Raw genomic sequence first — 21,773 nt, forward strand, 5'->3', positions numbered from 1 at the left:
TCTCAGCTCTGCTCGGCGTACCAGGACCGGTGGCGAACCGTCGCACCGAGTGAGGTGAACAGGTTGATCGAAGCCTCGTTGCCGACGTCGATATCGACGAGGTAGGAGCGCACCCCACGCTGGGACAGCAGTGCCGCGGCCGCCTGGACGACCGACCGGCCCGCCCCACGGCGACGCAGGTCGGGGCGGGTGATCAGGTTCGTGATGACACCCCATTTGCTGCGCTCCACGACTCGGCAGGCGGCAACCATCGATCGGGACCCGTCGGGGTGCTGAGCGTAGGCGGTGACGAACTCACACGGCTGGTCAGCGGTGACGAGTGCTCGGAAGGCGTCGGCCGAACCGGGTGCTTCACCGGGGCTGCGCTGACTCGTCCACGCTGCGAAATGCTCCGGGGTCGGCGCATCGGAGACGTCGATGGCAAGTCCGGGGGCGGCCGCCTCGGCGGGGGAGGACGCACCTGATGCGGCCTCCGCGGTGGCACCGGTGAGCAGGAGCACGGCTGCGGATGGGGTGTAGGAGCGGGTTGAGAGCAGAGGAGCGAGCCCCTCGCATTCGGGCGCCAACGCCGTCGAATCATCGGCGGAGAAGATCTGGATCCGGCTGGGCTTCTCCCTGGTTCGGTACCATTCCTCGACTGCGTCAAGTGCCTGTTCCCAGCCCAGGCCGGAATCGGTCACGGGCAGGCAGCTGTTGGCCCGCCGGGTCGCGGATTCGGAGCTGCGCAGCAGCCAGCCCTTCTGCAGCAGGTCCACATCTGCACCGGACTCGGTTCCTTCGTTGCGCAGGTTCTCCACGTGCAGCCAGGACACATCCTGCGGCAGCCAGGCCGCGGCAGAGATGCGCCGCAGATCGACGGCGGAGACGATCTCATGGGTCCGTCCGGCCTTCGTCGGCGCCGGCGGCACTTCGTGGACGAGCAGGATCTGGTCACGGGCGATGCGCAGCGGACCGCGCTTCGTATCGATCTCGACACCGGCCTCGTGCACAGCGGTGACGACACCGAGCGCATCGGACGTCGAATGGGTATCGCCGGGGTCGAGCGCATACCGCACGACCACTCGTCTGCCGGGCTGCAGATCGTCCACTTCTCGCCTTCCTCCGCCGGAACTGTGTTCTCCCAGCCTATGACACCATGTCGACCTGCCGTCGGAGATCATCGCGGTCGGGGGCAGATGCAACGCGGATCACCTGAGACGGATGGTCACAGGTTTGCGGCGAAGGCGTATTGTGGGATGCATATGCGCACCATCAGTAAGTCTTGCGAGGAGTCAGTCCAGTGACGTACATCATTGCCCAGCCCTGTGTCGATCTCAAGGACAAGGCCTGCATCGACGAATGCCCGGTCGACTGCATCTACGAGGGCGAACGCAGCCTCTACATCCATCCCGACGAGTGCGTCGACTGCGGAGCCTGCGAACCCGTCTGCCCGGTGGAAGCGATCTTCTACGAAGACGATGTGCCGGAGGAATGGGAAGAATACTACAAGGCGAATGTCGAATTCTTCGACGACCTCGGATCGCCCGGCGGCGCCGCCAAGCTCGGCAACACCCACAAGGACCACCCGATCATCTCGGCCCTACCGCCGCAGAGCCACGACGTCTGAGCAATGCCGAACTCCTACGGACTTGACCTGCCAGATTACCCTTGGGACCGGCTCACCGAATTCCGCAGCCGAGCTGCCGAACACCCCGACGGAGTCTGCGATCTCTCGATCGGCACACCTGTCGACCCCACCCCTGACGTGATCCGTCGGGCCCTGGCCGAGGCGTCGGACGCACACGGATATCCGACGACTGCGGGCACCGCCGGACTGCGCGAAGCGATCGCCTGGTGGTACGAGCACTGGCATTCCGTCCAGCTCGACCCCGCCTCGGAGATTCTGCCGACCGTCGGGTCGAAGGAGCTCGTAGCCTGGCTGCCGACGCTTCTGGGTCTGCGACAGCGGGGACTGGCCGTGGCCTGTCCATCCGCGGCATACCCGACCTATGAGATGGGTGCGACGATCGCGGGAGTCGAGTGCCAACGCATCGATGCCGCCGATATCATCGCCGGAGCCCCGCTCGAGGGCATCGGCCTGCTGTGGATCAACACTCCGAGCAACCCGACCGGTGAAGTGCTCGACGCCGAAACCCTCGCCGAGGTGGTCCGCCGCGCACGCGCCGCCGGAGTCGTCCTCGCCTCCGACGAATGCTATGGACTGCTCAACTGGGAAGCCGACGAACCGGCCCCCAGTGTGCTCTCGGTGGCAGGGGAAGGATGCGCAGGCGTGCTGAGTGTGTACTCGATGTCAAAGCAGTCGAACCTTGCAGGCTACCGCGCCGCATTCGTCGCCGGAGACGGTGAGCTCATCGCGGATCTGACCAAATCGCGCAAACACGCAGGAATGATCGTTCCTTTCCCGATCCAGGCGGCCATGATCGCCGGGCTCCGCGACACCGCACACGTGCTCGCACAGAAGGAGACCTACCGGCAGCGACGTGAAACGCTGCGATCGGGGCTCGAGGACTTCGGATTCCGCATCGATCACTCGTCCGCCGGCCTCTACCTGTGGTCGACGGCGGGCAAGAGCTGCTGGGACTCCCTAGCCGATCTCGCCGAGCTGGGCATCGTCGCAGGACCGGGAGAGTTCTACGGGGAGGCCGCCGATGACCATGTGCGGATCGCGTTGACGGCGACCGATGAGCGCATCGCCGCCGCAGCGGAGAGGCTTCGGCTCGCTGCAGCCTGAGCCATGGGATTCGGCATCGGACGACGGCAACGTCGGTCCGCCTCGGCGCCGGATCCGGACAGGCGACGATCCCTGAATTCTTAAGTTCCGCCAAGGTCGTGCCAAGGCGGCATTCAGGGCGAAAAATCTCGCATCAGGCGAGATCAACCGTATTACCGACCGGTAGATGCGGGGTGAACTGATTTTCTCATTCCCGCACTTGTCGGTAGTCTTTGAAAGAACTGTGCAAGACACCTCAGGAAGTTCTTGAGGTACGTCAACGGTGAGGAGATCGAATGACTTCGGAGGCGAACCTCAGGATCGCTGATACGGAGCTGACACTGCCAGAGGTGTCGGCGTCAGCGGGCAACAACGGATACCGTATCGGCTCTCTGCTGAAAGAGACCGGCTCGGTCACCTACGATCCAGGGTTTGCCAACACCGCATCCACCTCGTCGTCGATCACCTTCATCGACGGTGACGAAGGTGTGCTGCAGTACCGCGGGTACCCGATCGAACAGCTCGCTGAGCAGTCGAACTTCGTCGAAGTCTGCTACCTCCTCATCTATGGCGAGCTTCCGACGCAGGAACAGTACGACGCTTTCGACTCCCGTCTGCGCGGACACACGATCGTCCACGAGGACCTGCGTCGCTTCTTCCGTGCGTTCCCCTACGATGCGCATCCGATGCCTATGGTTGCAGCAGCAGTCGCGGCTTTGTCGACGTTCTACCAAGATGACCTCGATGTCTTTGACGAGGGACAGATCGACACCTCCTCGTTCCGCCTGCTCGCGAAGATGCCGACCATCGCCGCTCTGGCTCACCGGAAGAACATGGGTCTGCCGGTCATCCACCCCGACAACTCGCTGAGTCTGGTCGAGAACTTCCTCCGCGTGAACTTCGGTGTTCCCGCTGAGGAGTACGAGCCGGACCCGCTGGCTGTGAAGGCCATGGATCAGCTCTTCATCCTCCACGCCGACCACGAGCAGAACTGCTCGACCTCGACCGTGCGTCTCGTCGGTTCGTCGCAGGCCAATGTGTTCCAGTCGATCTCGGCCGGGGTCAATGCTCTGGCCGGGCCCCTGCACGGCGGCGCGAACTCCGCGGTGCTCGAAATGCTCGAGCAGATTGCGGCATCTGATGACGGCCCGAAGAAGTTCATGGAACGGGTGAAGAACAAGGAAGACGGCGTCCGTCTCATGGGCTTCGGACACCGCGTGTATAAGAACTACGATCCGCGCGCGAAGATCATCAAGAAGACCGCCGATGAGGTGCTTGCACGGTCCGGCGGCGATCCGCTGCTCGAATTGGCGCAGCAGCTCGAGGAGATCGCGCTGGCGGACGACTACTTCGTCGAGCGCAAGCTCTACCCGAACGTCGACTTCTACACGGGTCTCATCTACAAGGCTCTCGGATTCCCGACGAACATGTTCACCGTGCTCTTCTCCGTCGGTCGTCTGCCCGGCTGGATTGCTCAGTGGCGAGAGATGATCAAGGACCCCGAGACCAAGATCGGCCGCCCGCGCCAGATCTACACGGGAGCGCACTCGCGCGACTACAAGGACATCGGCGACCGCTGAGTCCGTTGCTGAGCCTGCGGCTTAGTTGACTGCTCAGTCGCCTCAGTCAGCGCAGGACGGCGCCGGAGCAGAATCCTCTGCCCGGCGCCGTCGCCTATTCACCGCGCGTCCGCGTGCCGCATCCCTCACCGTTAGCGACTATTCCTACAGCCTGCAACGCACCCGTCACCGCTGGCGGCATAACACCCTGCAGGACCACGGTGTTGAGCTGCCAGCGGTGGGTGATGCCTGCGTCTCAGCCCGACGACGCCTCCGCAAGAAGCCACCACTCGTCACGCCTCTGTAGCCAGCCAGTGTGGTGCAGCGACTCGTCGGGCCTCAAAGCACCCCTCACCTCCGACGGCTTCTCCTACAGGCGCGTCAGCATCAGTCACCGGCAGCCGCAAATCCTCCCGCAGGACCAGTGCGTTGTGCAGCTGACTGGAGGAGAAGACGGAGTGCCCTCCTTTGGTGTGAATGCGACGAGGGCGCGCTCACATGAAGTGAACGCGCCCTCGCACGTCGCCCCGTAGGAACCCTGCGCAGCTGGAAGGCTGCAGGAATCCGAGACGGCTGTCGTCAGCGGACGATCAGTGCAGCTCGGGGTTGAGTTCGATGCCCTTGGAATCGCGGGCGATGGCCTCGACCGTGCCGGACACCGAGTTGCGGCGGAAGAGGATGTTGTTCTTCCCGCTGAGCTCGGCGGCCTTGACCACGGCATTGTCCTCGCCGGGAACCGTCACGCGTGTGCCGGCGGTGATGTAGAGGCCAGCCTCGACGATGCAGTCATCTCCGATCGAGATGCCCACACCGGCGTTGGCGCCCAGGAGGCTGCCCGCGCCGATGGAGATCCGGTGGGTGCCGCCGCCGGAGAGCGTGCCCATGATCGATGCGCCGCCGCCGATGTCCGAACCGTCGCCGACGACGACGCCCTGCGAGATGCGTCCCTCGACCATGGCCGAACCGAGCGTGCCGGCGTTGAAGTTCACGAAGCCCTCGTGCATGACTGTGGTTCCGGATGCGAGGTGCGCGCCGAGGCGGACACGGTCGGCATCGGCGATGCGCACACCTGAGGGAATGACGAAGTCGGTCATGCGGGGGAACTTATCCAGCCCGTAGACGGCGACAGGTCCGCGTGCCAGAAGCTTCGCGCGGGTGGCTTCGAAGTCTTCGGGCGAGCAGGCTCCGAACGAGGTCCACACGACGTTGGCGATATGACCGAAGATCCCGTCGAGGTTGACGTCATTGGGTGTCACCAGACGGTGGGACAGTGCGTGCAGACGCAGGTACGCATCCGCCGCCGAGGCGGGACCGGCGTCCAGATCGATCGTGGTGGTCACGACTTCGGCACGGGTGCCGCGAGCGTCGTCGGTTCCCACCAGAGCGTCGAGACCGTCGTCGGCCGCTCGAGCGGTGGCGGCCGCCTCGGCGGATTCGTGGGTGTCGCCCGTGCTCAGGGCGGGGTACCAGACGGAGAGGACGATGTCGGAATGGATCGTGGCGAGCCCACGTGCGGATACGATGCGTTCTGTCATGCCCCCAAGCCTAGACGGTGGGGGCAGTACTAGGCTAAGAGACATGACTGTCGATCCATCTGCTGAGACCGAGTCCACATTCGCGCCGAGTTCCGACCTCGGGGACTACCTGTTCGCCGCTCTCGACGATCCGGCCGAGCTCACCGGACGACTGTGCGCCGTCGAGTCGGTCTCGGGCAATGAGACCACACTGGCCGATGCCGTCGTCGCCGTGCTCGAACGCATCAGCGCCGGTGCCGGACCCACGCTCGAGATCCTCCGTGACGGTGACACGATCGTCGCCCGCACCCATCTGGGCCTGGCTGAGCGAATCGTCATCGCCGGGCACCTCGACACCGTTCCCGTCGAAGACAATCTGCCGCCGGTGCGCACCACGATGACCGGTGAGGACTATCCCGACGACGCCGTGATCTGGGGTCGCGGTGCCTGCGATATGAAGGCCGGAGTGGCTATGCAGCTGTCCACGGCCGCTGCGCTCGAAAACCCGAATCGCGATGTCAGTTGGGTCTTCTACGATCATGAGGAGGTCGACGCCTCCCTCAACGGCCTCGGGCGGGTCGCCCGAAACCACCCTGACTGGCTGGCCGGCGACTTCGCGATCCTCGGCGAACCCTCGAACGCCTCGGTCGAAGGCGGCTGCAACGGCACGATCCGCGTCGATGTCACCACCACGGGCGTGCGCGCCCATTCGGCGCGCGCATTCATGGGAGTCAACGCCATCCATGCCGCCGCCGAAGTGCTCACCCGGCTCGCCGAGCACGAAACGGACACTGTCACCGTCGATGGCCTCGACTACCGCGAATCACTGTCCGCGGTGAACATCCGCGGGGGAGTCGCCGGCAACGTCGTTCCCGACGAATGCGTCGTGTCCGTGAACTACCGGTTCGCTCCGAGCAAGTCGGCGGCCGAGGCCGAAGCGTTCCTGCGCGAGTTCTTCACCGGCTTCGACGTCGTCGTCACCGATGCCGCTGAAGGTGCCCGACCCGGTCTCGACCGTGCGATCGCGCAGGACTTCATCGACACCCTCGGTCTGTCGCCTGCCCCGAAGCTGGGATGGACCGACGTGTCCCGATTCAGCGCGCTCGGCGTTCCGGCCGTGAATTTCGGTCCCGGCAACCCGCTGTACGCTCATAAGTCGGACGAGCATGTGAGAGTCGCCGAGGTGGAGCAGGCCACCCGTACCCTGCGCAGCTACCTCGAAGGCCGGTGACCACGATGAACGACAGAGACGAACCCGCGCCCAGCGGCGCTGAGCCCGAGCCCGCGCCCAGCGGCGTTGGGCCCGAATCCCACAGCGCCGCCGAGACCGAGCCCTCCAGCAGCACTGAGCCCGGGGTCTACAACAAGGGGCCGCTGCAGCTGCGCGGCGACCAGGTGCCGGAGACGACGACGGACCAGCGCCTGCTCGAAGCGGGATCGAGTTCCGATTGGGTGCACGAAGATCCGTGGCGGGTCATGCGCATCCAAGCCGAATTCGTCGAAGGATTCGGCTCCCTCGCCGAAATCGGTCCGGCGGTCTCGATCTTCGGCTCGGCTCGCCTCCACGCCGGAACCCAGGCCTATGCCGATACCCGCGAGATCGCTCGTCGCCTCGCCGAATCGGGCAATGCCGTGATCACCGGCGGAGGACCGGGGATCATGGAAGCCGGCAACCTCGGCGCGGTCGAAGGCGGAGGGGTGTCCATCGGCCTGGGCATCGAACTGCCTTTCGAGTCGGGCCTGAACGAGCATGTCGAACTCGGCGTGAACTTCCGCTACTTCTTCGTGCGCAAGACGATGTTCCTCAAGTACTCGCGCGGTTTCGTCGTCATGCCCGGCGGTTTCGGCACCCTCGACGAACTCTTCGAAGCGTTCACCATGGTCCAGACCGGCAAGGTCACATCGTTCCCGATCGTCCTCTTCGGCACCGCTTACTGGCGGGGACTCGTCGACTGGATGCGCGATACCCTGCTCGCCAGCGGCACCATCAGCGATAAGGACTTCTCCCTGTTCACTCTCACCGATGACATCGACGAGGTCGTGACCGCGATCGGACCCGGCAGTCCAGCATGAAAGACCGGACAGACTCCGCAGCCGAGACCTCCCGATTCGACCTCAGCCAGGCTCGACCCGGTTCGCCGGCGATCATGGCGGTGATCAACCGCACCACCGATTCGTTCTACGAATCCGCCGCCACCCTCGACGAGGCGATTTCCGCCGTCGCCGCGGCCACCGCCGAAGGCGCCCAGATCGTCGACATCGGGGGAGTGCGTGCAGGTCGCGGCCGGGAGATCTCCGTCGCCGAGGAGATCGACCGCGTGTGCCCAACCATCGAAGCCGTCGCCGACGCCCACCCGGACGTGCTCATCAGCGTCGACACCTGGCGCCATGAGGTCGCCGAGGCAGCCTGCCGGGCCGGTGCGGGACTTCTCAACGACACGTGGGCCGGAGTGGATCCCCAGCTGGCCGCAGTCGCCGCCCGACACGAGGTCGGCATCGTGTGCTCACACACCGGGGGACTGGACCCACGCACCGACGCCCACCGCAACAGGTACGGACTCCACGCCGGGGACGTCGTCGACGCCACCGAGAGCGGAGTCATCGAACTCGCCGAGGCGGCGCGTGCCGCCGGTGTCCCCGACGAGCGGATCATCATCGATCCGACCCCCGACTTCGGGAAGAACACCTACCATTCGCTGCGCCTGCTGCGCGACCTCTCCCGTTTCACCGCGACCGGATTCGCGGTGCTCCTGGCGATCTCGCGGAAGGACTTCATCGGCGAGACCATCGGCGATGTCTCCCCTGAAGACCGGCTGCACGGGACCATCGCGGCCACTGCTCTGGCTGTGGAGAGGGGCGCGTCGATGATCCGCACCCATGACGTCCGCGCCACGGCCGACGCGATCGCTGTGGCTCTTGCGATCACCGGAGAAGCCGACCCGAAACACACCGTGCGCGGCCTCCGCTGAGCGTCCGAGGCACGGGTCTGTGCGAAAATGGACCCATGCCTCTGTGGATTGTGATCGGTGTCGCGGCCGCGGTCTTCGTCCTTGTGATCGTCGTCGCGGCCAGCTTCAACGTCTTCTCCGCCGAAACCGGTGATGAAGCGCAGGAACGGTGGACCGGCCTGCCCGAAGGATTCACCAGCGCGGATCTCGATGCGGTGAGTTTCAGGCCCGCTCTGCGCGGCTACCGGATGGAGGATGTCGACGAGGCCATGCAGATTCTGCAGGAGCGCCTGCGCGCCCTCGAATCGGCCGCTGTCTCTCCCGCCGCTGTCTCTCCGGGTGCCGTCACTTCCGCCGCCTCTTCGGCCGACGTCACTCCCACCACCACTCCAGCCGCCACTCCCGCCGACGATTCCGCCACCACTTCCGCCGGAGCCCCGGTCCCCGCCGACGCTTCCGATGAGGCGTCGGAAACGGCTGCCCGACCACGATGAGCCGTCCGTCCGACCTGCCCGGAATCACCCTCGCCCCCGAAGCCTTCGACTCCTCCCGGTTCTCCCGCCTCGGCGCCCTGTTCATCGCACTGCCGGTGTGGCTGCAGGCCGTGGCTGTGTACTTCGTCTCGCGAGTTGTGAGCATGTCGATCTTCGCTGCAGTCCTCAAACGGCAGGACCCCGCGAACTGGTCATCTTCGCCGGTGACGACGACGCTCAACGACTTCCTCAACTTCTGGGACAGCGGCTGGTACGCACGAGTCGCCGAAGAGGGCTACCCGCGCGTCCTCCCACACGATGACACCGGCGCCGTCGCCGAGAACCAATGGGCCTTCTATCCTCTCCACCCCTCCGTGGTCGGCACCCTGTCCGACCTCACCGGGATCAGCTACAACATCATCTCGCCGATCGTCTCCACGGTGGCCGCCGGGCTCGCAGCCATCGTCATCCTCCACCTCTTCCGCAGATACGTCGGTCCTGACCAGGCGCTCATGGGCCTGGCACTGGTCATGTTCTTCCCACCGGCGGCGATCTTCTCCACCGGATACGCCGAATCCCTGACCCTGCTGTTGCAGGCCACCGCGCTGTTCCTCATCGTCGAACGCCGCTACCTCATGGCGCTGCCGGTCGTCGTCTTCATGGATCTGTCCCGACCGATCGGGGTGGCGTTCTCGTTCTTCATGCTCTTCCACCTCATCGACCGGTTCGTCCGACGTCGCCAGGACCCCTATCCCACCGCCGAGGTGGTCCGGTCCTGGACTCTGGGTGTGCTGTCGTGCGCGGCGGCACTCATCCACCCCATCCAAGCCTGGTGGGCGACGGGCTCCCTGACCGCCTACACCGACACCGAGGCGGCCTGGCACACCGGAGAGACGACGTTCGTCGTGCAGTGGGTGGCGCAGTCGATCAATCTCATCGGCCCGCTGGGTCCCGTGCTGCTCATCATCGTCGTGGCCGGGATGATCGCGCTGATCTTCTCCCCGGCCGGCGCGCGGATGGGCCGCACGCTGCAGCTGTTCTGCCTCGGCTACGGCGCCTACCTGCTCATCTTCTTCAACCCGCAGACGTCGACCCTGCGGCTGCTGCTGCCGCTGTTCCCAGTCGCACTGACGCTGTCTCTGGTGCGTTCGCGCGGCTACCGGGCCGTGATTCTGGTCGCGTTCATCCTGTTCCAGATCATCTGGGTGGGCTACCTGTGGCACTTCACCCCGCCGGCAGATCTGCCGCCGTGAGCATTCATGGACGAGAAAGTTACCCGGATCGTCCGGATCATGGAATAATCGAAGTACAACATTCGGTACACCTGGTGTGGACCGTCTTTGCATGACAACGGAAGGAAGAGCCCACATGGCAGCCCAGAAACCCCGCACCGGCGACGGACCTCTGGAAGTGACCGAAGAAGGCCGAAGCATGGTGATGCGGCTTCCAGTCGAAGGCGGAGGTCGTCTGGTGATCGAGCTCAGCAGAGACGAAGCCACCGGACTGCACGACACTCTGGCTAAGACTCTGGGACTCTGAGCCGCCGGCCGCTCAAGCGGCCGGAACGAACCGCCCGAACAGCAGAGACTTCTCGGAAGTCTCTGCTGTTGTCGTATTCACCCGCTCTTCTGCAGCAGCAGCAGCCCTTGGCCGATGGGCAGCAGCACACGCTCGAGGTTCTCCTGCTGAGCGATCCGGTTGAGCATGCCGCGGGCGGCTTGGGTCCGCGGACTGCGATCGACGGGATCGGCGACTGCACCCTTGAGCATCGTCTGGTGGATGACGAGGAGGCCGTGGGCATCGAGCAGGCGCAGCGACGGCTGGATCATGCGTTCGAGATTGCTCGGCTCCGAGTCGATGAAGACCATGTCATACGCGGCCGGAGCGAGCTTCTTGAGCACCTCTTCGGCCCGTCCGCTCATCAGGCGCAGTCGACCCGGGCGGATGCCTGCCATATCGACGAGGTCACGGGCCGCGCCCTGTGCCGTCGAATTCGTGTCGATGGAGGTGAGTATCCCTGCGGTGGGCATGCCGCGCAGCAGAGCCAGGGTCGAGGTGCCCACACCGGTCCCGACTTCGACGGCAGCGACCGGGGTGAGGAGCCGGGCGAGGAGCGTCAGCGTCTTCGCCGTCGTCTGCGACACCGGTGCCAGACCGAATTCGTGGGAGTGGGTCCGTGCCGCGTCGAGCAGGGGATCGGGGCCGTTGTACTGTTCGGAGAAGGTGAGATCACCTGCAAGATCACGGGACAATCGGCCCCCTCCTTCCGTTGCTGAGTCTTCCCAAGTCTAACCGCATTCGGGATCGATTCCGTGGGTGCGCCACAGCTCATCCAGCTCATCGATGTCGAGGAATGCGCTGCGGTCGACCTTGGCGTGTGTATGCGGAGTGCCTTCGTCGGCCCAGTGGGTGCGGGCGCGGGCGAAGATCTCCGCCGGCAGGGCACCGGCGGCATTGATGACTCTCCACCAGGTGACGTTCGACCCGAATTCCCTCATCACCCGCCCGACGTAGCGGGGTGAGCAGCCGGCCACGGCGCCCACGGTGCCATAGGCGACGACACGTGCTTCGGGGACGAGTTCGACGATGCGCAGCACGCGTTCGACCGCTGTCTCATCCATCGGCGCTCCTCCGACCTTCAGTCGCCGAACCTGTGCTGACCATGAGTCGATGCTACCGCCGTCCACGGTAGACTTGATGTCATGTTGGGTATCAACGGCACCGAAATGGTGATCCTCATCGTTGTGGCCTTGGTCGTCATCGGACCCAAGCGCCTGCCCGAATACGCGCAGAAGCTGCGTGAGTTGGTTCGCCAGATGCGACGGATGGCCGAAGGGGCGAAGGACAGCGTCCGTCGTGACTTCGGCGACGACTTCAAGGACGTCGACTGGCAGAAGCTCGATCCGCGGCAGTATGATCCGCGGCGCATCGTGCGCGAGGCCCTCGTCGAAGAGGATGCCGCGATCCGCGAATCCAAACGTCGTGAGCGCACCGCGATCGAGGCTCCCGCAGCGGAGGCCGAGGACTCGGCGAACGCGACAGAGAACACCGTCACCGAGGCGGCCGTGGCCGAGCGATCCCCGATCGAACGATTCCAGGCGCAGGTCGATCTGCGCGACCGTTCCGCGGCCGCTCCGTTCGATTCCGAAGCCACCTGAGGCTTCGACTTCAGCTCATCAAAGGGCCAATGACCGAGCACTCGTTCTGAGCCCTCAGCGGTCAGTTCTTCTGCACCGACGGGTGCTCCGGGTTCGAACACAGCGGATCGGAATATCCGCGGCAGAAATAGGATCCGCCCTTCTCCCAGGCGATTCCGGCGAAGAGCTCACGCACAGTGACCGCATACAGTCCTTTGTCGGCAACGGTCTCGAAGACAGCCGGTGCAGCCTGGGCGGTCGACGGGTGGATGGAGTGCATGAGGGCGACCGAACCGGGACGGGTATGTGCACTCACTTGCTTGACGATCTTCTTCGGGTCCTTGCTCTGCCAGTCGCCGGTGTCGACGTCCCAGATGATCGAGGGACCGTTCACGGCGTGGGCGGACCGTTTGTCGAGCGCGCCGTAGGGCGGCCGGAGCAGAGGTTGAGCACCGATCCCGACCGACTGGAGGGACTTCCTGGTCCGGCGGATCTCCTTCCGGACCTTCTCGGACGGGATCCGATTGAGACGCGGATGCCCGTAGGTATGGTTGTCGACCTCGTGACCGGCGTCGATGATCTTCCGCGCCGCCTCGGGGGAGTGGTCGACGGCGCTGCCGAGGAAGAAGTAGGTGACCCGGATGTCCGCATCTGCAGCGGCATCGAGAATGGCCTGTTCGGTCTTCTCGTCTCCCGGCCCGTCGTCATAGGTCAGCGCCACACAGGGCAGCAGTCCGCAGGAGAAGTCGGGGGACCTCTGATCGGCCGGCTGGGGCAGTCGGAGCGGAGAATGCAGCTCGTCGGCGACCTGAGCCCCCAGCGGGGTGAGCTCTGATTCGCGCACCGGTCGACCGTCGATCGTCAGTGCACCGGAATCATCGGCGGAGATGGCGGCAGGGTCCACGCTCGCGGTGAAGAGTCTGCGTGCATCGACAGTGGTCTCCGCATCGAGATCGGTGAGCAGCACTGCTGAGTGCGGTTGCGGGGAGCGGCGGTCAAGCGTCGTCAGAAGGAATCGCCCGCCGGCGGTGAGGACCGAGCTGTCGATGTTCAGCGAGCGCGGATCGGGGGCCCTCGACCCGGGCGGTTCCGTGGCCGCCTCGGCCCCCGCGGCCATGGGCGGAGCGAACGTCGTCGTCGGCCACCGGTGAACCGGAGACGTCTGGGGAGGAGAGAAAGCGGCTCTGCCGCCGAATCCGCCGGACTTCTCGATCATCGCCAGCAGTCGCGCCTCGACTGCCGAGTTGAGTGAGGGTGCTCCGGGGAGACCGAAGACGTGGATATTCAGGCCCGGATCCCGTTTCCCGGCGACGATCGCATAGCTGCGCATCGAGGCGGTCAGGAGGGTTCGATTGTCCTCGGCAGTGGACCGATGCCGTGCTGCTGTGATCTCTTCCGCGCTGGGACCGGCGTCTCGCTTCGCGGTGACGACGGCTCCCGGCAGGAGCATGAGGATGGTGAGCGCCAGAGCGCAGGTGAACACCGTGTAGACGAGAGCGTCTCCACGGACAGGCAGCCGCACGCTGTCAGACCGGGCTGAGACCCAGGGACCTGCCGGACAGACCTCGGGTGCGTCTGCGCAGGGACTCGGCCAAAGCGTCGAAGGCCTGAGCCGCGGGGGACTTCGGGCTGCTGAGGACGACGGGAGCACCGGCGTCCGAGCCTTCTCTCACGAGCGTGTCGAGGGGGATCTGCGCGAGCAGCGGAACCTGAGTCTCGAGCGTGCGCGAAAGGTTCTCTGCCACGCTGGCTCCGCCGCCGGTGCCGAAGACATCCATTCGGGTGCCGTCGGGCATCTCCATCCAGGACATATTCTCGATCACTCCTGACAGCGACTGCTTCGTCTGGGTGGCGATGGAGCCGGCGCGTTCGGCGACCTGCGCCGCTGCCGCCTGCGGGGTGGTCACGACGAGCAGCTCCGAACCGGGCAGCAGCTGTGCGACGGAGATCGCAATGTCACCGGTGCCGGGCGGCAGGTCGAGCAGGAGCACGTCCAGATCGCCCCAGAACACGTCGGTGAGGAACTGCTGCAGGGCCCGGTGGAGCATCGGGCCGCGCCAGACGACGGCCTGGCTGGGAGGGACGAACATGCCGATGCTCATGACCTTCACGTCATGGGCGATCTGCGGCAGGATCATCTCATCGACCCGAGTCGGCTTGCCGGAGAGTCCCAGCATGCCCGGGATCGAGAAGCCGTAGATATCGGCGTCGACGAGGCCAACGCGCAGCCCCTTGGCTGCCAGGGAGACCGCGAGATTCGCCGTGACAGAGGACTTGCCGACCCCGCCCTTTCCGGAGGCGATCGCATAGACCTTGGTGAGGGAGTCGGGGCGGTTGAAGGGGATCTCACGGGTCCCGCTGCCCTGCAGCTTCTCCTTCATCTCCTTGCGCTGCTCGGGTGTCATCGTCCCGAGGACGACATTGACCTCGGTGACTCCGTCGACCCGGGCGACCGCGGCCTTCGTGTCCTTGGTGATGGTGTCCTTGAGCGGGCATCCGGCGATGGTGAGCAGGACTGTGACGGTGACTTCTCCGCCGTGGATGCTGATGTCGTCGACCATATCGAGTTCGACGATGTTGCGGCGGATCTCCGGGTCGATGACGCCGGTCAGTGCCTCTCTCACCGCGTCCACATCGGGACCAGTCATGCCCACGTCCTTTCCTCCCCAGTCAGATGCTCTTGGGGCCTCCAGCCTACCCCTTAGGATTCGGCGCCGTCATCCGGCTTCCGGGACTTGTGTCCGAGCTCATCCGACGCTGCGGCCGGCCGTTTGGCCTCGGCTTTCGCCTCTCTGCTCTCCTCGTCGAGTTCCTTGAGCAGGTCCTTGAGCTCGGACCGGATGAAGTCGCGAGTCGCGACCTCTCGCATCGCGATGCGCAGCGCCGCGACCTCACGGGCCAGGTACTCGGTGTCAGCGAGATTGCGTTCGGCACGCTGCCGATCATGTTCGAATTCGACGCGGTCGCGGTCGGTGCTGCGGTTCTCCGCGAGCAGGATCAGCGGAGCGGCGTACGAGGCCTGCAGCGACAGGATGAGCGTGAGCAGAGTGAAGTTCAGCGACCGCGGGTCGAACTGCCAGGACTCGGGCAGCAGCGTGTTCCACAGCAGCCAGACCGCACAGAAGACGGTCATCCCGACGAGGAACGCCGGGGTGCCCATGAATCGGGCGAACGCCTCGGCGCCGCGACCGAAGGTCTCAGGGGAGACGGTGACGCTGGGCAGCTTGCGTTTGCTCGACCGTGGGATCTCGAAATCGTCGACAGCCATGTCTACCCCCTCCTGCGTTCGTCACGGCCGGTGGTCCGCCAGTCCTCGGGCAGAAGCTCGTCGAGGACGTCATCGACGGTGACCACACCGATGAGGCGGTCGTTCTCATCCGTGATCGGCACCGACACCAGATTGTACGCGGCCAGCAGCTTCGACACCTCACCGAGGGGAGCCTCAGGCGGCAGCGGTTCGACCTCGGTGTCGAGCATGATGCCCACCGCCTCGTGCGGCGGATGGCGCAGCATCTCCTGAATGTGGACGAGTCCGAGGTACTTTCCCGTCGGCGTCTCCACCGGTTGGCGGCACACGAAGACCGCTGCGGCCAGGGCTGCGGGCAGATCTTCTCGGCGGACATGGGCCAGCGCCTCGGCGACGGTGGTCTCCGGGGTGAGGATGACGGGCTCGGTCGTCATCAGGCCACCAGCGGTGTCATCGTCGTAGGCCAGCAGCGTGCGCACGTCTTCGGCGTCATCGGGTTCCATCAGGGCGAGGAAGCGTTCGGCCTGTTCGTCGCTGAACTCACCGAGGAGGTCGGCGGCGTCATCGGGCTCCATCTCCTCGAGAACCGTCACGGCCCGTTCGGTGTCGAGGCCGACGAGGATCTCGACCTGGGTCTCGGCCGGCAGCTCTTCGACGACGTCGGCGAGGCGCTCGTCATCGAGGGCGCGGGCCACTTGGAGTCGCCGGGCCGGGTTCATCTCGAAGAGCACATCGGCGAGGTCGGCAGGCTTCGTGTCCTGGTAGGCGGCGATGAGCTGGGTGGCTTCCTGGTCGACCTCGGAGTCGGCAGGATGGTCGGCATCGGACCAGTCGATCTGCTTCGTCTCACCGCGCCTGCGGAACGCGGCGAATGCGGTGCGTTCGGGGACTCGCCGCACGAACAGGCGGGTGACCTCCCAGTCCTTGTTCACCTGCTGTTCGATGCCGACGTCTTCGACGAGCACAGGGGAGTTGTCTTCGCGCAGACGAAGCCGGCGGTCGAGGAGGTCATTCATCACCAGGGTCTCCGATTCGCGCTGTTCGAAACGGCGCATGTTCACCAGGCCCGTGGTGATGACCTGACCGGAATCGATGGCGGTGACCCGGCCCATGGGGACGAAGACGCGGCGTCGGCCGGGAACCTCGACGACGAGTCCGATGACGCGTGGGGACTGTCGCATGGTCGCACGGTAGACGATGACCGCGTCACGGACCCGCCCGACCTGATCGCCGAGAGGGTCGAAGACTGGCGCGGAGACGAGCCGGGCGACGAAGACTCTTTTCGGTGGACCACTCATAGTCTCAGACTACGTGGTGGGCGGACTTCTGCGGGGCCGCCTCGGCGAATTGAACCCAGATCACATTCTGCGCTGCGATGTGTGAGCGCCTGATGACCGTCGCACTGACCGCTGCACTGACCGCTGCACTGACCGTCCTGTGTCCCGGCGGTCGAGAAGCCGAGTTCAATGCGGGCACTTCTCCTATTCATCAAGTGGTCCTGTCGGCTTCACTCCATTGTCGTTCAGCCTGCATAGCGTCGTCTCCCGGCATATCCAGCCAGAGTCGACAACAGGAGAAATCCATGCAGACACGACGATTCCGATCCCGCACCACCGTCGCAGGCCTCGGTGCCTGCGCCGCACTCGCGCTCTTTGCTCCGCTGCTCTCGCCCACAGCGGCGTTGGCGGCGAATGCGCCCGCCGAGCTCTACGAAGGCCACGTCCAGGTCGATCGCGGCAAGGCCGATGACCCGGAGACGCTCAAGGGCCAGGTCTTCGACGACGTCAACGAGAACTCGAAGCTCGACGGCGACGAGAAGGGTGTGGCCGGAGTCGCCGTGTCCAACGGGGTCGACGTCGTCCAGACCGACGGCGAGGGCCGTTATGAGCTGCCGGTCCGGGACAATATGACCGTTTCCGTCACCCAGCCGGCCGGCTGGCAGGTGCCCGTCGATGAGGACAAGGTCGCGCAGTTCAGCTACAACCACCTGCCGGAAGGCTCCGGGGACCTCAAATACGGCGGCATCAAACCCACAGGGGACACCCCGAAGGCCGTGAACTTCCCGATGGTCGAGTCGAAGGCTTCGGCGGATTCGAAGCAGAACTGCCCGATCGCCTCCGATACGCAGGCCTATGACAAGACCGAGATGGGCTACGCCCGCGACGGTGCCGTGGGCGACCTCGCCGACCGCAGCGACTACGGTGCCTGCGGTGTGCTGCTGCTGGGAGACAACGTCGGTGACGATCTCAGCCTCAACGACGAACTGCGCGACGTCTACTCGCAGATGAACGGCCCCGTTCGCGTTGCCCCGGGCAATCACGACCAGGACTACGACGCCGTCGACGACGATCACGCCCTCGACACGTTCCGTGACCAGTTCGGCCCGTCGTACTTCTCCTACGATGTGGGCAAGACCCACTTCGTCGTCCTCGACAGCATCGAATACGAGGGCAAGGCGAATGCGAAGAAGTACAAGGAGAACATCACCGACGAGCAGCTGACCTGGCTGGAGAACGACCTGAAGAACGTGCCGAAGAACGCCCAGGTCGTCATCGCCACGCACGCACCGATCCTCACGCACAAACAGGTCGTCGTCGACAATGCGAAGGACTTCTACGACGTTATCGCCGACTACCCGAATGCCGTGACCATCGGCGGCCACACGCATACGCAGGAGAACCTCGTGGCCGGGGAGACCCGCAAGGAATGGGCCGATGCCGGAATCGAGAAGCTGCCGAACACGCAGATCGTCGCGGGCGCCGTCTCCGGTGACTGGTACTCGGGCGGGCTCAACGCCGACGGACTGCCGTACTCGTTCACGCAGGACGCGTCGGAGCCGGGTGTGCTCACCCTCGAATTCGACGGAGCCTCGCGCAGCGAACGCTACACAGTGCGCAATGAGTCCGACGATCATCAGCTGCTGCTCGGTGTGAACTCTCCGGAGTGGCGCGACTGGGCGCAGAAGGCCCAGGACTGGCAGGATGCGGACAAGAAGGGCACTGAGCCGAAGGCCGTGTCCGAACGTGTCGTCACCCGCGATGATCTCAAGCAGGGCGAGACGTGGCTGACCTCGAGCTTCCTGGCCGGAACTTCCGACGCCCGGGTCGAAGTCAGCTTCGACGGCAAGGCCCCGAAGCAGTCCGAGCACACGCAGCCGGGCAAGGGCGAAGCACTGGCGAAGGGCTGGGAGTACACCGACCCGTACACCGCCTCGCAGAACCTGCGCACCTCCGGAAATGTCGGACAGTCGAGCTCCCACCTGTGGCGGACGGAGATCCCGTCGAACCTCGACCTGGGAACTCACACCGCCGAGGTGACCGGAACCGACCGCTACGGCCGTGACTTCACCGAAACGGTCCGGTTCACCGTGGTCGAGGACGAGTCCGCGGCGCAGTCCGAATCGCAGAAGCTGCTGCGTCAGGACGGCTTCGACACTCAGCAGAAGAAGGAGATCAGGGAGCCGAAGGGCCTTGACTCCGACGAGGCTCAGTCGGCTCGCAACGACTGACGCACAGCTCGTCTGAGCAGCACGGGGCCCGCCTGATGGCGGGCCCCGTGCTGCTCAGAGCGATGTGAACGCGGCGGTGAAATCCGGTGCGAGATCGCCCAGCGTCGGCGGCTGCCGCCATGCGTCGTCCGCTGGTGCCGCGGAAGCATGGGCATCGAGGATCGCCAGGCTCAGAGCATCGGCCGCGGCCGCAGTGATCGACACGAGTTCGCGGGTGGCTGCGTCGTAGTCGGCAGGCAGCTCGTGCGATCCGGTGGCGATGCCGAAGACCGTGTCACCGTCATAGAGGGTGTGTGAGGGCTGCACGGCACGGGCGATGCCGGCATGAGCGCCCGACGCCATCCGCGTCACCTGGGCTGGAGCGAGGCGAGCATCGGTGGCGACGATCGCAATCGTCGTATTCTTCGCGGCCGTCTGCGCATCGGGCACGGGAGCCGAGGGAAGGCCGTTCACGGGCGGAAGGTCGAGCGAGTATGACCGCAGCAGCGGATCCAACCACAGTCCGCCGGCGGGAGTGCCGATCGTGCCCAGCGAGTTCGCAGCCACGAGCGCTGCGACAGTGACGCCGTCGGGCAGTCGGATCGCGCAGGATCCGAGTCCGCTGCGCAGACTCTGGAACCCCGAACGCGCACCGGTTCCAACACCGATGCTGCCCCTGACCCCGGTCGTCGCCTCCGTCAGCGCGGCACGTGCGGCCTCCGCACCCTCATCCGGTGTCGGCGGGGCAGCGTTTCCGTCCCCGCGGCCGAGATCATAGATCGCGGCCGCGGGGACGATGGGAATGACGGTATCCGACAGTCCGGGAGCGGGGAAGCCGAGTCCCGCCTCGGCGAGCGCGTCGACGACTCCGCTGACGGCACCAAGACCGAACGCGGAACCGCCGGTGAGGACGATGGCATCGGCACCATAGGAATGCGTGCCGGGGGCGATGACATCGGTCTCACGGGTGGCCGGCCCACCCCCGCGAACGTCGACGCCGACGGAGGACCCTGTCGGGGGCACCACGACGCTGAGCCCGGTCAGCCGTGTGCGGGAGAATCCGCTCGCGTGGCCCAGCCGGATTCCGGGCACCTCGAGGATCCCCCGCCCGCGGATCAGCCGCGGGCCGCTGAGCCCCCGTCCGGTGGATTCTCCCGCGTCGGTCATCGTCCCTGGACCCAGGCCTCGACCTCGGCGCGAGTGCGGGGGAAGTCGGCGGAGAGATTCTCCACGCCCGCGTCGGTGACGAGGACGTCATCCTCGATGCGCACACCGATGCCGCGGAACTCCTCGGGCAGGAGCAGGTCGTCGGCCTTGAAATACAGGCCCGGTTCGATCGTGAAGACCATTCCCGGTTCGAGGGTCGCATCGAGATACATCTCCGCCCGTGCCTGAGCACAGTCGTGGACGTCGAGGCCGAGGTGGTGGCTGGTGCCGTGGACCATCCAGCGACGGTGATGCTGACCTTCGGGGGAGAGTGATTCGGCGGCGGAGACCGGCAGGACGCCGAACTGCTCGAGACGTTCGGCGATGACCTCCATGGCCGCCTCGTGGACCTCACGGAACCTCACCGGCCGGTTCGCATGGTCGGCGGCGACGGCGAACGCTGCGTCGGAGGCCGCGAGCACGGCGTCGTAGATCTTCGCCTGCACCTCGGTGAAGGTGCCCGAAACGGGAAGGGTGCGGGTGATGTCCGCAGTGTAGAGGGAATCGGCCTCGGCACCGGCGTCGACGAGGACGAGATCTCCGTCCCTGACCTGACCGTCATTGCGGATCCAGTGCAGGGTGCAGGCGTTGTTGCCCGAGGCAGCGATCGTGTCATAGCCGACGCCGTTTCCGTCGGAGCGGGCAGCGGTCTCGAAGGCGGTTTCGATGATGCGCTCACCACGACGGTGGCCCAGAGCCGTCGGCAGAGAGGCGACGACGTTGTCGAAGCCGGCACGAGTGATCGCGACGGCCTCACGCAGGGCCGCGATCTCATGGTCATCCTTGATCAGGCGCAGTTCGGACAGCATCTGAGCGAGTTCGGCATCGCCTGCCTCGGATGTCTCGAGATCAGCCTGGACCTGAGTGCGGGCGAGGTCGACGACACCGTCGATGCGAGTGTCGGCCTGGCGCACGAGGCGCACGGAGATGGCACCGAGGTCCTTCGTGATGACGTCATCGACGACGGCGGAGTTCGCCGCGGCGATTCCGGTCATCGTCGACATGGCCTCGAGGTCCGCCCGGGGGCCGACCCAGTATTCGCCGTAGCGGGAGTCGGAGAAGAACTCCTCCGTGTCGGATCCGGCGCGGGGGCGGAAGTACAGGGTCACATCGTGGCCGTCGTCCTCGGGTTCGAAGACTAGCACGGCATCGGGTTCGGAATCGGCTTCGAGACCCGTGAGGTGGATGAACGCCGAATGTGCGCGGAAGCGGTAGTCGGTGTCGTTCGAACGGACCTTGAGACCGCCGGCGGGAATGACGAGGCGCTCACCGGGGAACGCCGCGGAGACCTGCGCCCGACGCGCCGGGGTGAAGCCGGCCGCGGTCAGAGCTTCGGCGTCGAGTGGAGTGCGGTCCCAACCGGAGGCGACGAAATCGCGGAAGGCCTGAGAGTTGGGTCGATGCGAGCGGTTGTTGACGCGGTCGGAAAGGGCCTGAGTCGTGTCTGAAGAATCTGAATTCTGCTCTGTCATGTCTCCCAGTCTAGGCGTCG

General features: G+C 65.5%; 21 protein-coding genes. 11 read left to right on the top strand and 10 right to left on the bottom strand.

The annotated features are described in order from the left end of the window. Window positions 1–2 precede the first annotated feature (2 nt). Window positions 3–1,088 (bottom strand): GNAT family N-acetyltransferase, encoded by a 1,086-nt coding sequence (locus L1F31_RS08010; protein ID WP_265420118.1) that lies wholly within the window; start codon window positions 1,086–1,088, stop codon window positions 3–5. Window positions 1,089–1,279: 191 nt separating this feature from the next. Between L1F31_RS08010 and fdxA the strand changes: the two genes are divergently transcribed. The 3 genes from fdxA (at window position 1,280) to L1F31_RS08025 (ending at window position 4,290) form a co-directional block, all read left to right on the top strand. Beyond that, window positions 1,280–1,606: a ferredoxin gene (gene fdxA / locus L1F31_RS08015; RefSeq protein ID WP_265420119.1), complete on the top strand. Its 327-nt coding sequence runs from the start codon at window positions 1,280–1,282 to the stop codon at window positions 1,604–1,606. A gap of 3 nt (window positions 1,607–1,609) precedes the next feature. Further along, a complete protein-coding gene (dapC, locus tag L1F31_RS08020; protein WP_265420120.1) occupies window positions 1,610–2,731 on the top strand; it encodes a succinyldiaminopimelate transaminase in 1,122 nt (373 codons plus the stop codon). A 275-nt stretch (window positions 2,732–3,006) separates the two neighbouring features. Further along, complete coding sequence (locus L1F31_RS08025; protein ID WP_265420121.1) at window positions 3,007–4,290, top strand: citrate synthase; 1,284 nt, start codon at window positions 3,007–3,009, stop codon at window positions 4,288–4,290. Window positions 4,291–4,859: 569 nt separating this feature from the next. Here L1F31_RS08025 and dapD read toward each other — a convergent pair. Beyond that, entirely contained in the window at window positions 4,860–5,804 is a 945-nt protein-coding gene (gene dapD / locus L1F31_RS08030; RefSeq protein ID WP_265420122.1) for a 2,3,4,5-tetrahydropyridine-2,6-dicarboxylate N-succinyltransferase, read from the bottom strand. Window positions 5,805–5,847: 43 nt separating this feature from the next. On the opposite strand from dapD, the gene dapE reads away from it, so the two are divergent. The 6 genes from dapE (at window position 5,848) to L1F31_RS08060 (ending at window position 10,743) form a co-directional block, all read left to right on the top strand. Beyond that, window positions 5,848–7,014, top strand: a complete 1,167-nt coding sequence (gene dapE, locus L1F31_RS08035; RefSeq protein ID WP_265420123.1) for a succinyl-diaminopimelate desuccinylase — start codon at window positions 5,848–5,850, stop codon at window positions 7,012–7,014. Between the two features lie 5 nt (window positions 7,015–7,019). Continuing rightward, window positions 7,020–7,856: an LOG family protein gene (locus L1F31_RS08040; protein WP_265420124.1), complete on the top strand. Its 837-nt coding sequence runs from the start codon at window positions 7,020–7,022 to the stop codon at window positions 7,854–7,856. Next, window positions 7,853–8,752: a dihydropteroate synthase gene (gene folP, locus L1F31_RS08045; RefSeq protein WP_265420125.1), complete on the top strand. Its 900-nt coding sequence runs from the start codon at window positions 7,853–7,855 to the stop codon at window positions 8,750–8,752. Before L1F31_RS08040 ends, folP begins: the two co-directional genes overlap by 4 nt. A gap of 35 nt (window positions 8,753–8,787) precedes the next feature. Then, on the top strand, window positions 8,788–9,225 hold the full coding sequence (locus tag L1F31_RS08050; protein ID WP_265420126.1) for a DivIVA domain-containing protein: 438 nt from the start codon (window positions 8,788–8,790) through the stop codon (window positions 9,223–9,225). After that, window positions 9,222–10,457, top strand: coding sequence for a hypothetical protein (locus L1F31_RS08055; RefSeq protein WP_265420127.1), 1,236 nt, complete (start codon window positions 9,222–9,224; stop codon window positions 10,455–10,457). The genes L1F31_RS08050 and L1F31_RS08055 overlap by 4 nt, the downstream gene beginning before the upstream one ends. 115 nt (window positions 10,458–10,572) lie before the next feature. After that, the gene (locus L1F31_RS08060) at window positions 10,573–10,743 is read left to right on the top strand and encodes a DUF3117 domain-containing protein (RefSeq protein ID WP_169252065.1); all 171 of its coding nucleotides are present in this window, start codon (window positions 10,573–10,575) and stop codon (window positions 10,741–10,743) included. 77 nt (window positions 10,744–10,820) lie between these two features. Here the strand turns inward: L1F31_RS08060 and L1F31_RS08065 are convergent, their stop codons facing one another. Beyond that, window positions 10,821–11,456, bottom strand: coding sequence for an O-methyltransferase (locus L1F31_RS08065; RefSeq protein WP_265420128.1), 636 nt, complete (start codon window positions 11,454–11,456; stop codon window positions 10,821–10,823). A gap of 36 nt (window positions 11,457–11,492) precedes the next feature. Continuing rightward, window positions 11,493–11,825 (bottom strand): MGMT family protein, encoded by a 333-nt coding sequence (locus tag L1F31_RS08070; RefSeq protein ID WP_265420129.1) that lies wholly within the window; start codon window positions 11,823–11,825, stop codon window positions 11,493–11,495. Window positions 11,826–11,906: 81 nt separating this feature from the next. Between L1F31_RS08070 and L1F31_RS08075 the strand changes: the two genes are divergently transcribed. Further along, a complete protein-coding gene (locus L1F31_RS08075) occupies window positions 11,907–12,362 on the top strand; it encodes a twin-arginine translocase TatA/TatE family subunit (RefSeq protein WP_265420130.1) in 456 nt (151 codons plus the stop codon). A 61-nt stretch (window positions 12,363–12,423) separates the two neighbouring features. Here L1F31_RS08075 and L1F31_RS08080 read toward each other — a convergent pair whose 3' ends face one another. Genes L1F31_RS08080 through L1F31_RS08095 form a run of 4 tightly spaced genes read right to left on the bottom strand, consistent with a single transcriptional unit; the run spans window position 12,424 to window position 16,886 of the window. Further along, a complete protein-coding gene (locus L1F31_RS08080; RefSeq protein ID WP_265420131.1) occupies window positions 12,424–13,863 on the bottom strand; it encodes a polysaccharide deacetylase family protein in 1,440 nt (479 codons plus the stop codon). A 4-nt stretch (window positions 13,864–13,867) separates the two neighbouring features. Further along, window positions 13,868–14,989 carry an Mrp/NBP35 family ATP-binding protein gene (locus tag L1F31_RS08085; RefSeq protein WP_265420132.1) on the bottom strand — a complete coding sequence of 374 codons (1,122 nt, stop codon included), beginning with the start codon at window positions 14,987–14,989 and terminating at the stop codon, window positions 13,868–13,870. A gap of 53 nt (window positions 14,990–15,042) precedes the next feature. Further along, on the bottom strand, window positions 15,043–15,609 hold the full coding sequence (locus L1F31_RS08090; protein WP_265420133.1) for a DUF1003 domain-containing protein: 567 nt from the start codon (window positions 15,607–15,609) through the stop codon (window positions 15,043–15,045). A 2-nt stretch (window positions 15,610–15,611) separates the two neighbouring features. Continuing rightward, window positions 15,612–16,886 (bottom strand): magnesium transporter MgtE N-terminal domain-containing protein, encoded by a 1,275-nt coding sequence (locus L1F31_RS08095; RefSeq protein ID WP_265420134.1) that lies wholly within the window; start codon window positions 16,884–16,886, stop codon window positions 15,612–15,614. Between the two features lie 284 nt (window positions 16,887–17,170). Between L1F31_RS08095 and L1F31_RS08100 the strand changes: the two genes are divergently transcribed. After that, the gene (locus tag L1F31_RS08100) at window positions 17,171–19,096 is read left to right on the top strand and encodes a calcineurin-like phosphoesterase family protein (RefSeq protein ID WP_265420135.1); all 1,926 of its coding nucleotides are present in this window, start codon (window positions 17,171–17,173) and stop codon (window positions 19,094–19,096) included. A gap of 54 nt (window positions 19,097–19,150) precedes the next feature. Here the strand turns inward: L1F31_RS08100 and L1F31_RS08105 are convergent, their stop codons facing one another. Next, window positions 19,151–20,242 (bottom strand): P1 family peptidase, encoded by a 1,092-nt coding sequence (locus L1F31_RS08105; RefSeq protein WP_265420136.1) that lies wholly within the window; start codon window positions 20,240–20,242, stop codon window positions 19,151–19,153. Further along, entirely contained in the window at window positions 20,239–21,753 is a 1,515-nt protein-coding gene (locus L1F31_RS08110) for an aminopeptidase P family protein (RefSeq protein ID WP_265420137.1), read from the bottom strand. Before L1F31_RS08110 ends, L1F31_RS08105 begins: the two co-directional genes overlap by 4 nt. Window positions 21,754–21,773: the final 20 nt, after the last annotated feature.

Origin of the sequence: Brevibacterium spongiae, from assembly GCF_026168515.1 — a bacterium.
Lineage (GTDB): Bacteria > Actinomycetota > Actinomycetes > Actinomycetales > Brevibacteriaceae > Brevibacterium > Brevibacterium spongiae.

Bases quoted from the DNA above. Each gene is read 5' to 3' on its own strand.
- dapC (WP_265420120.1), top strand. From the start codon at position 1,610: ATGCCGAACTCCTACGGACTTGACCTGCCAGATTACCCTTGGGACCGG.
- L1F31_RS08070 (WP_265420129.1), bottom strand. From the start codon at position 11,825: ATGGATGAGACAGCGGTCGAACGCGTGCTGCGCATCGTCGAACTCGTC.
- L1F31_RS08040 (WP_265420124.1), top strand. From the start codon at position 7,020: ATGAACGACAGAGACGAACCCGCGCCCAGCGGCGCTGAGCCCGAGCCC.
- folP (WP_265420125.1), top strand. From the start codon at position 7,853: ATGAAAGACCGGACAGACTCCGCAGCCGAGACCTCCCGATTCGACCTC.
- L1F31_RS08095 (WP_265420134.1), bottom strand. From the start codon at position 16,886: ATGAGTGGTCCACCGAAAAGAGTCTTCGTCGCCCGGCTCGTCTCCGCG.
- L1F31_RS08090 (WP_265420133.1), bottom strand. From the start codon at position 15,609: ATGGCTGTCGACGATTTCGAGATCCCACGGTCGAGCAAACGCAAGCTG.
- L1F31_RS08025 (WP_265420121.1), top strand. From the start codon at position 3,007: ATGACTTCGGAGGCGAACCTCAGGATCGCTGATACGGAGCTGACACTG.
- L1F31_RS08060 (WP_169252065.1), top strand. From the start codon at position 10,573: ATGGCAGCCCAGAAACCCCGCACCGGCGACGGACCTCTGGAAGTGACC.
- L1F31_RS08075 (WP_265420130.1), top strand. From the start codon at position 11,907: ATGTTGGGTATCAACGGCACCGAAATGGTGATCCTCATCGTTGTGGCC.
- dapE (WP_265420123.1), top strand. From the start codon at position 5,848: ATGACTGTCGATCCATCTGCTGAGACCGAGTCCACATTCGCGCCGAGT.
- dapD (WP_265420122.1), bottom strand. From the start codon at position 5,804: ATGACAGAACGCATCGTATCCGCACGTGGGCTCGCCACGATCCATTCC.
- L1F31_RS08085 (WP_265420132.1), bottom strand. From the start codon at position 14,989: ATGACTGGTCCCGATGTGGACGCGGTGAGAGAGGCACTGACCGGCGTC.
- L1F31_RS08105 (WP_265420136.1), bottom strand. From the start codon at position 20,242: ATGACCGACGCGGGAGAATCCACCGGACGGGGGCTCAGCGGCCCGCGG.
- L1F31_RS08100 (WP_265420135.1), top strand. From the start codon at position 17,171: ATGCAGACACGACGATTCCGATCCCGCACCACCGTCGCAGGCCTCGGT.
- L1F31_RS08050 (WP_265420126.1), top strand. From the start codon at position 8,788: ATGCCTCTGTGGATTGTGATCGGTGTCGCGGCCGCGGTCTTCGTCCTT.
- L1F31_RS08110 (WP_265420137.1), bottom strand. From the start codon at position 21,753: ATGACAGAGCAGAATTCAGATTCTTCAGACACGACTCAGGCCCTTTCC.
- L1F31_RS08055 (WP_265420127.1), top strand. From the start codon at position 9,222: ATGAGCCGTCCGTCCGACCTGCCCGGAATCACCCTCGCCCCCGAAGCC.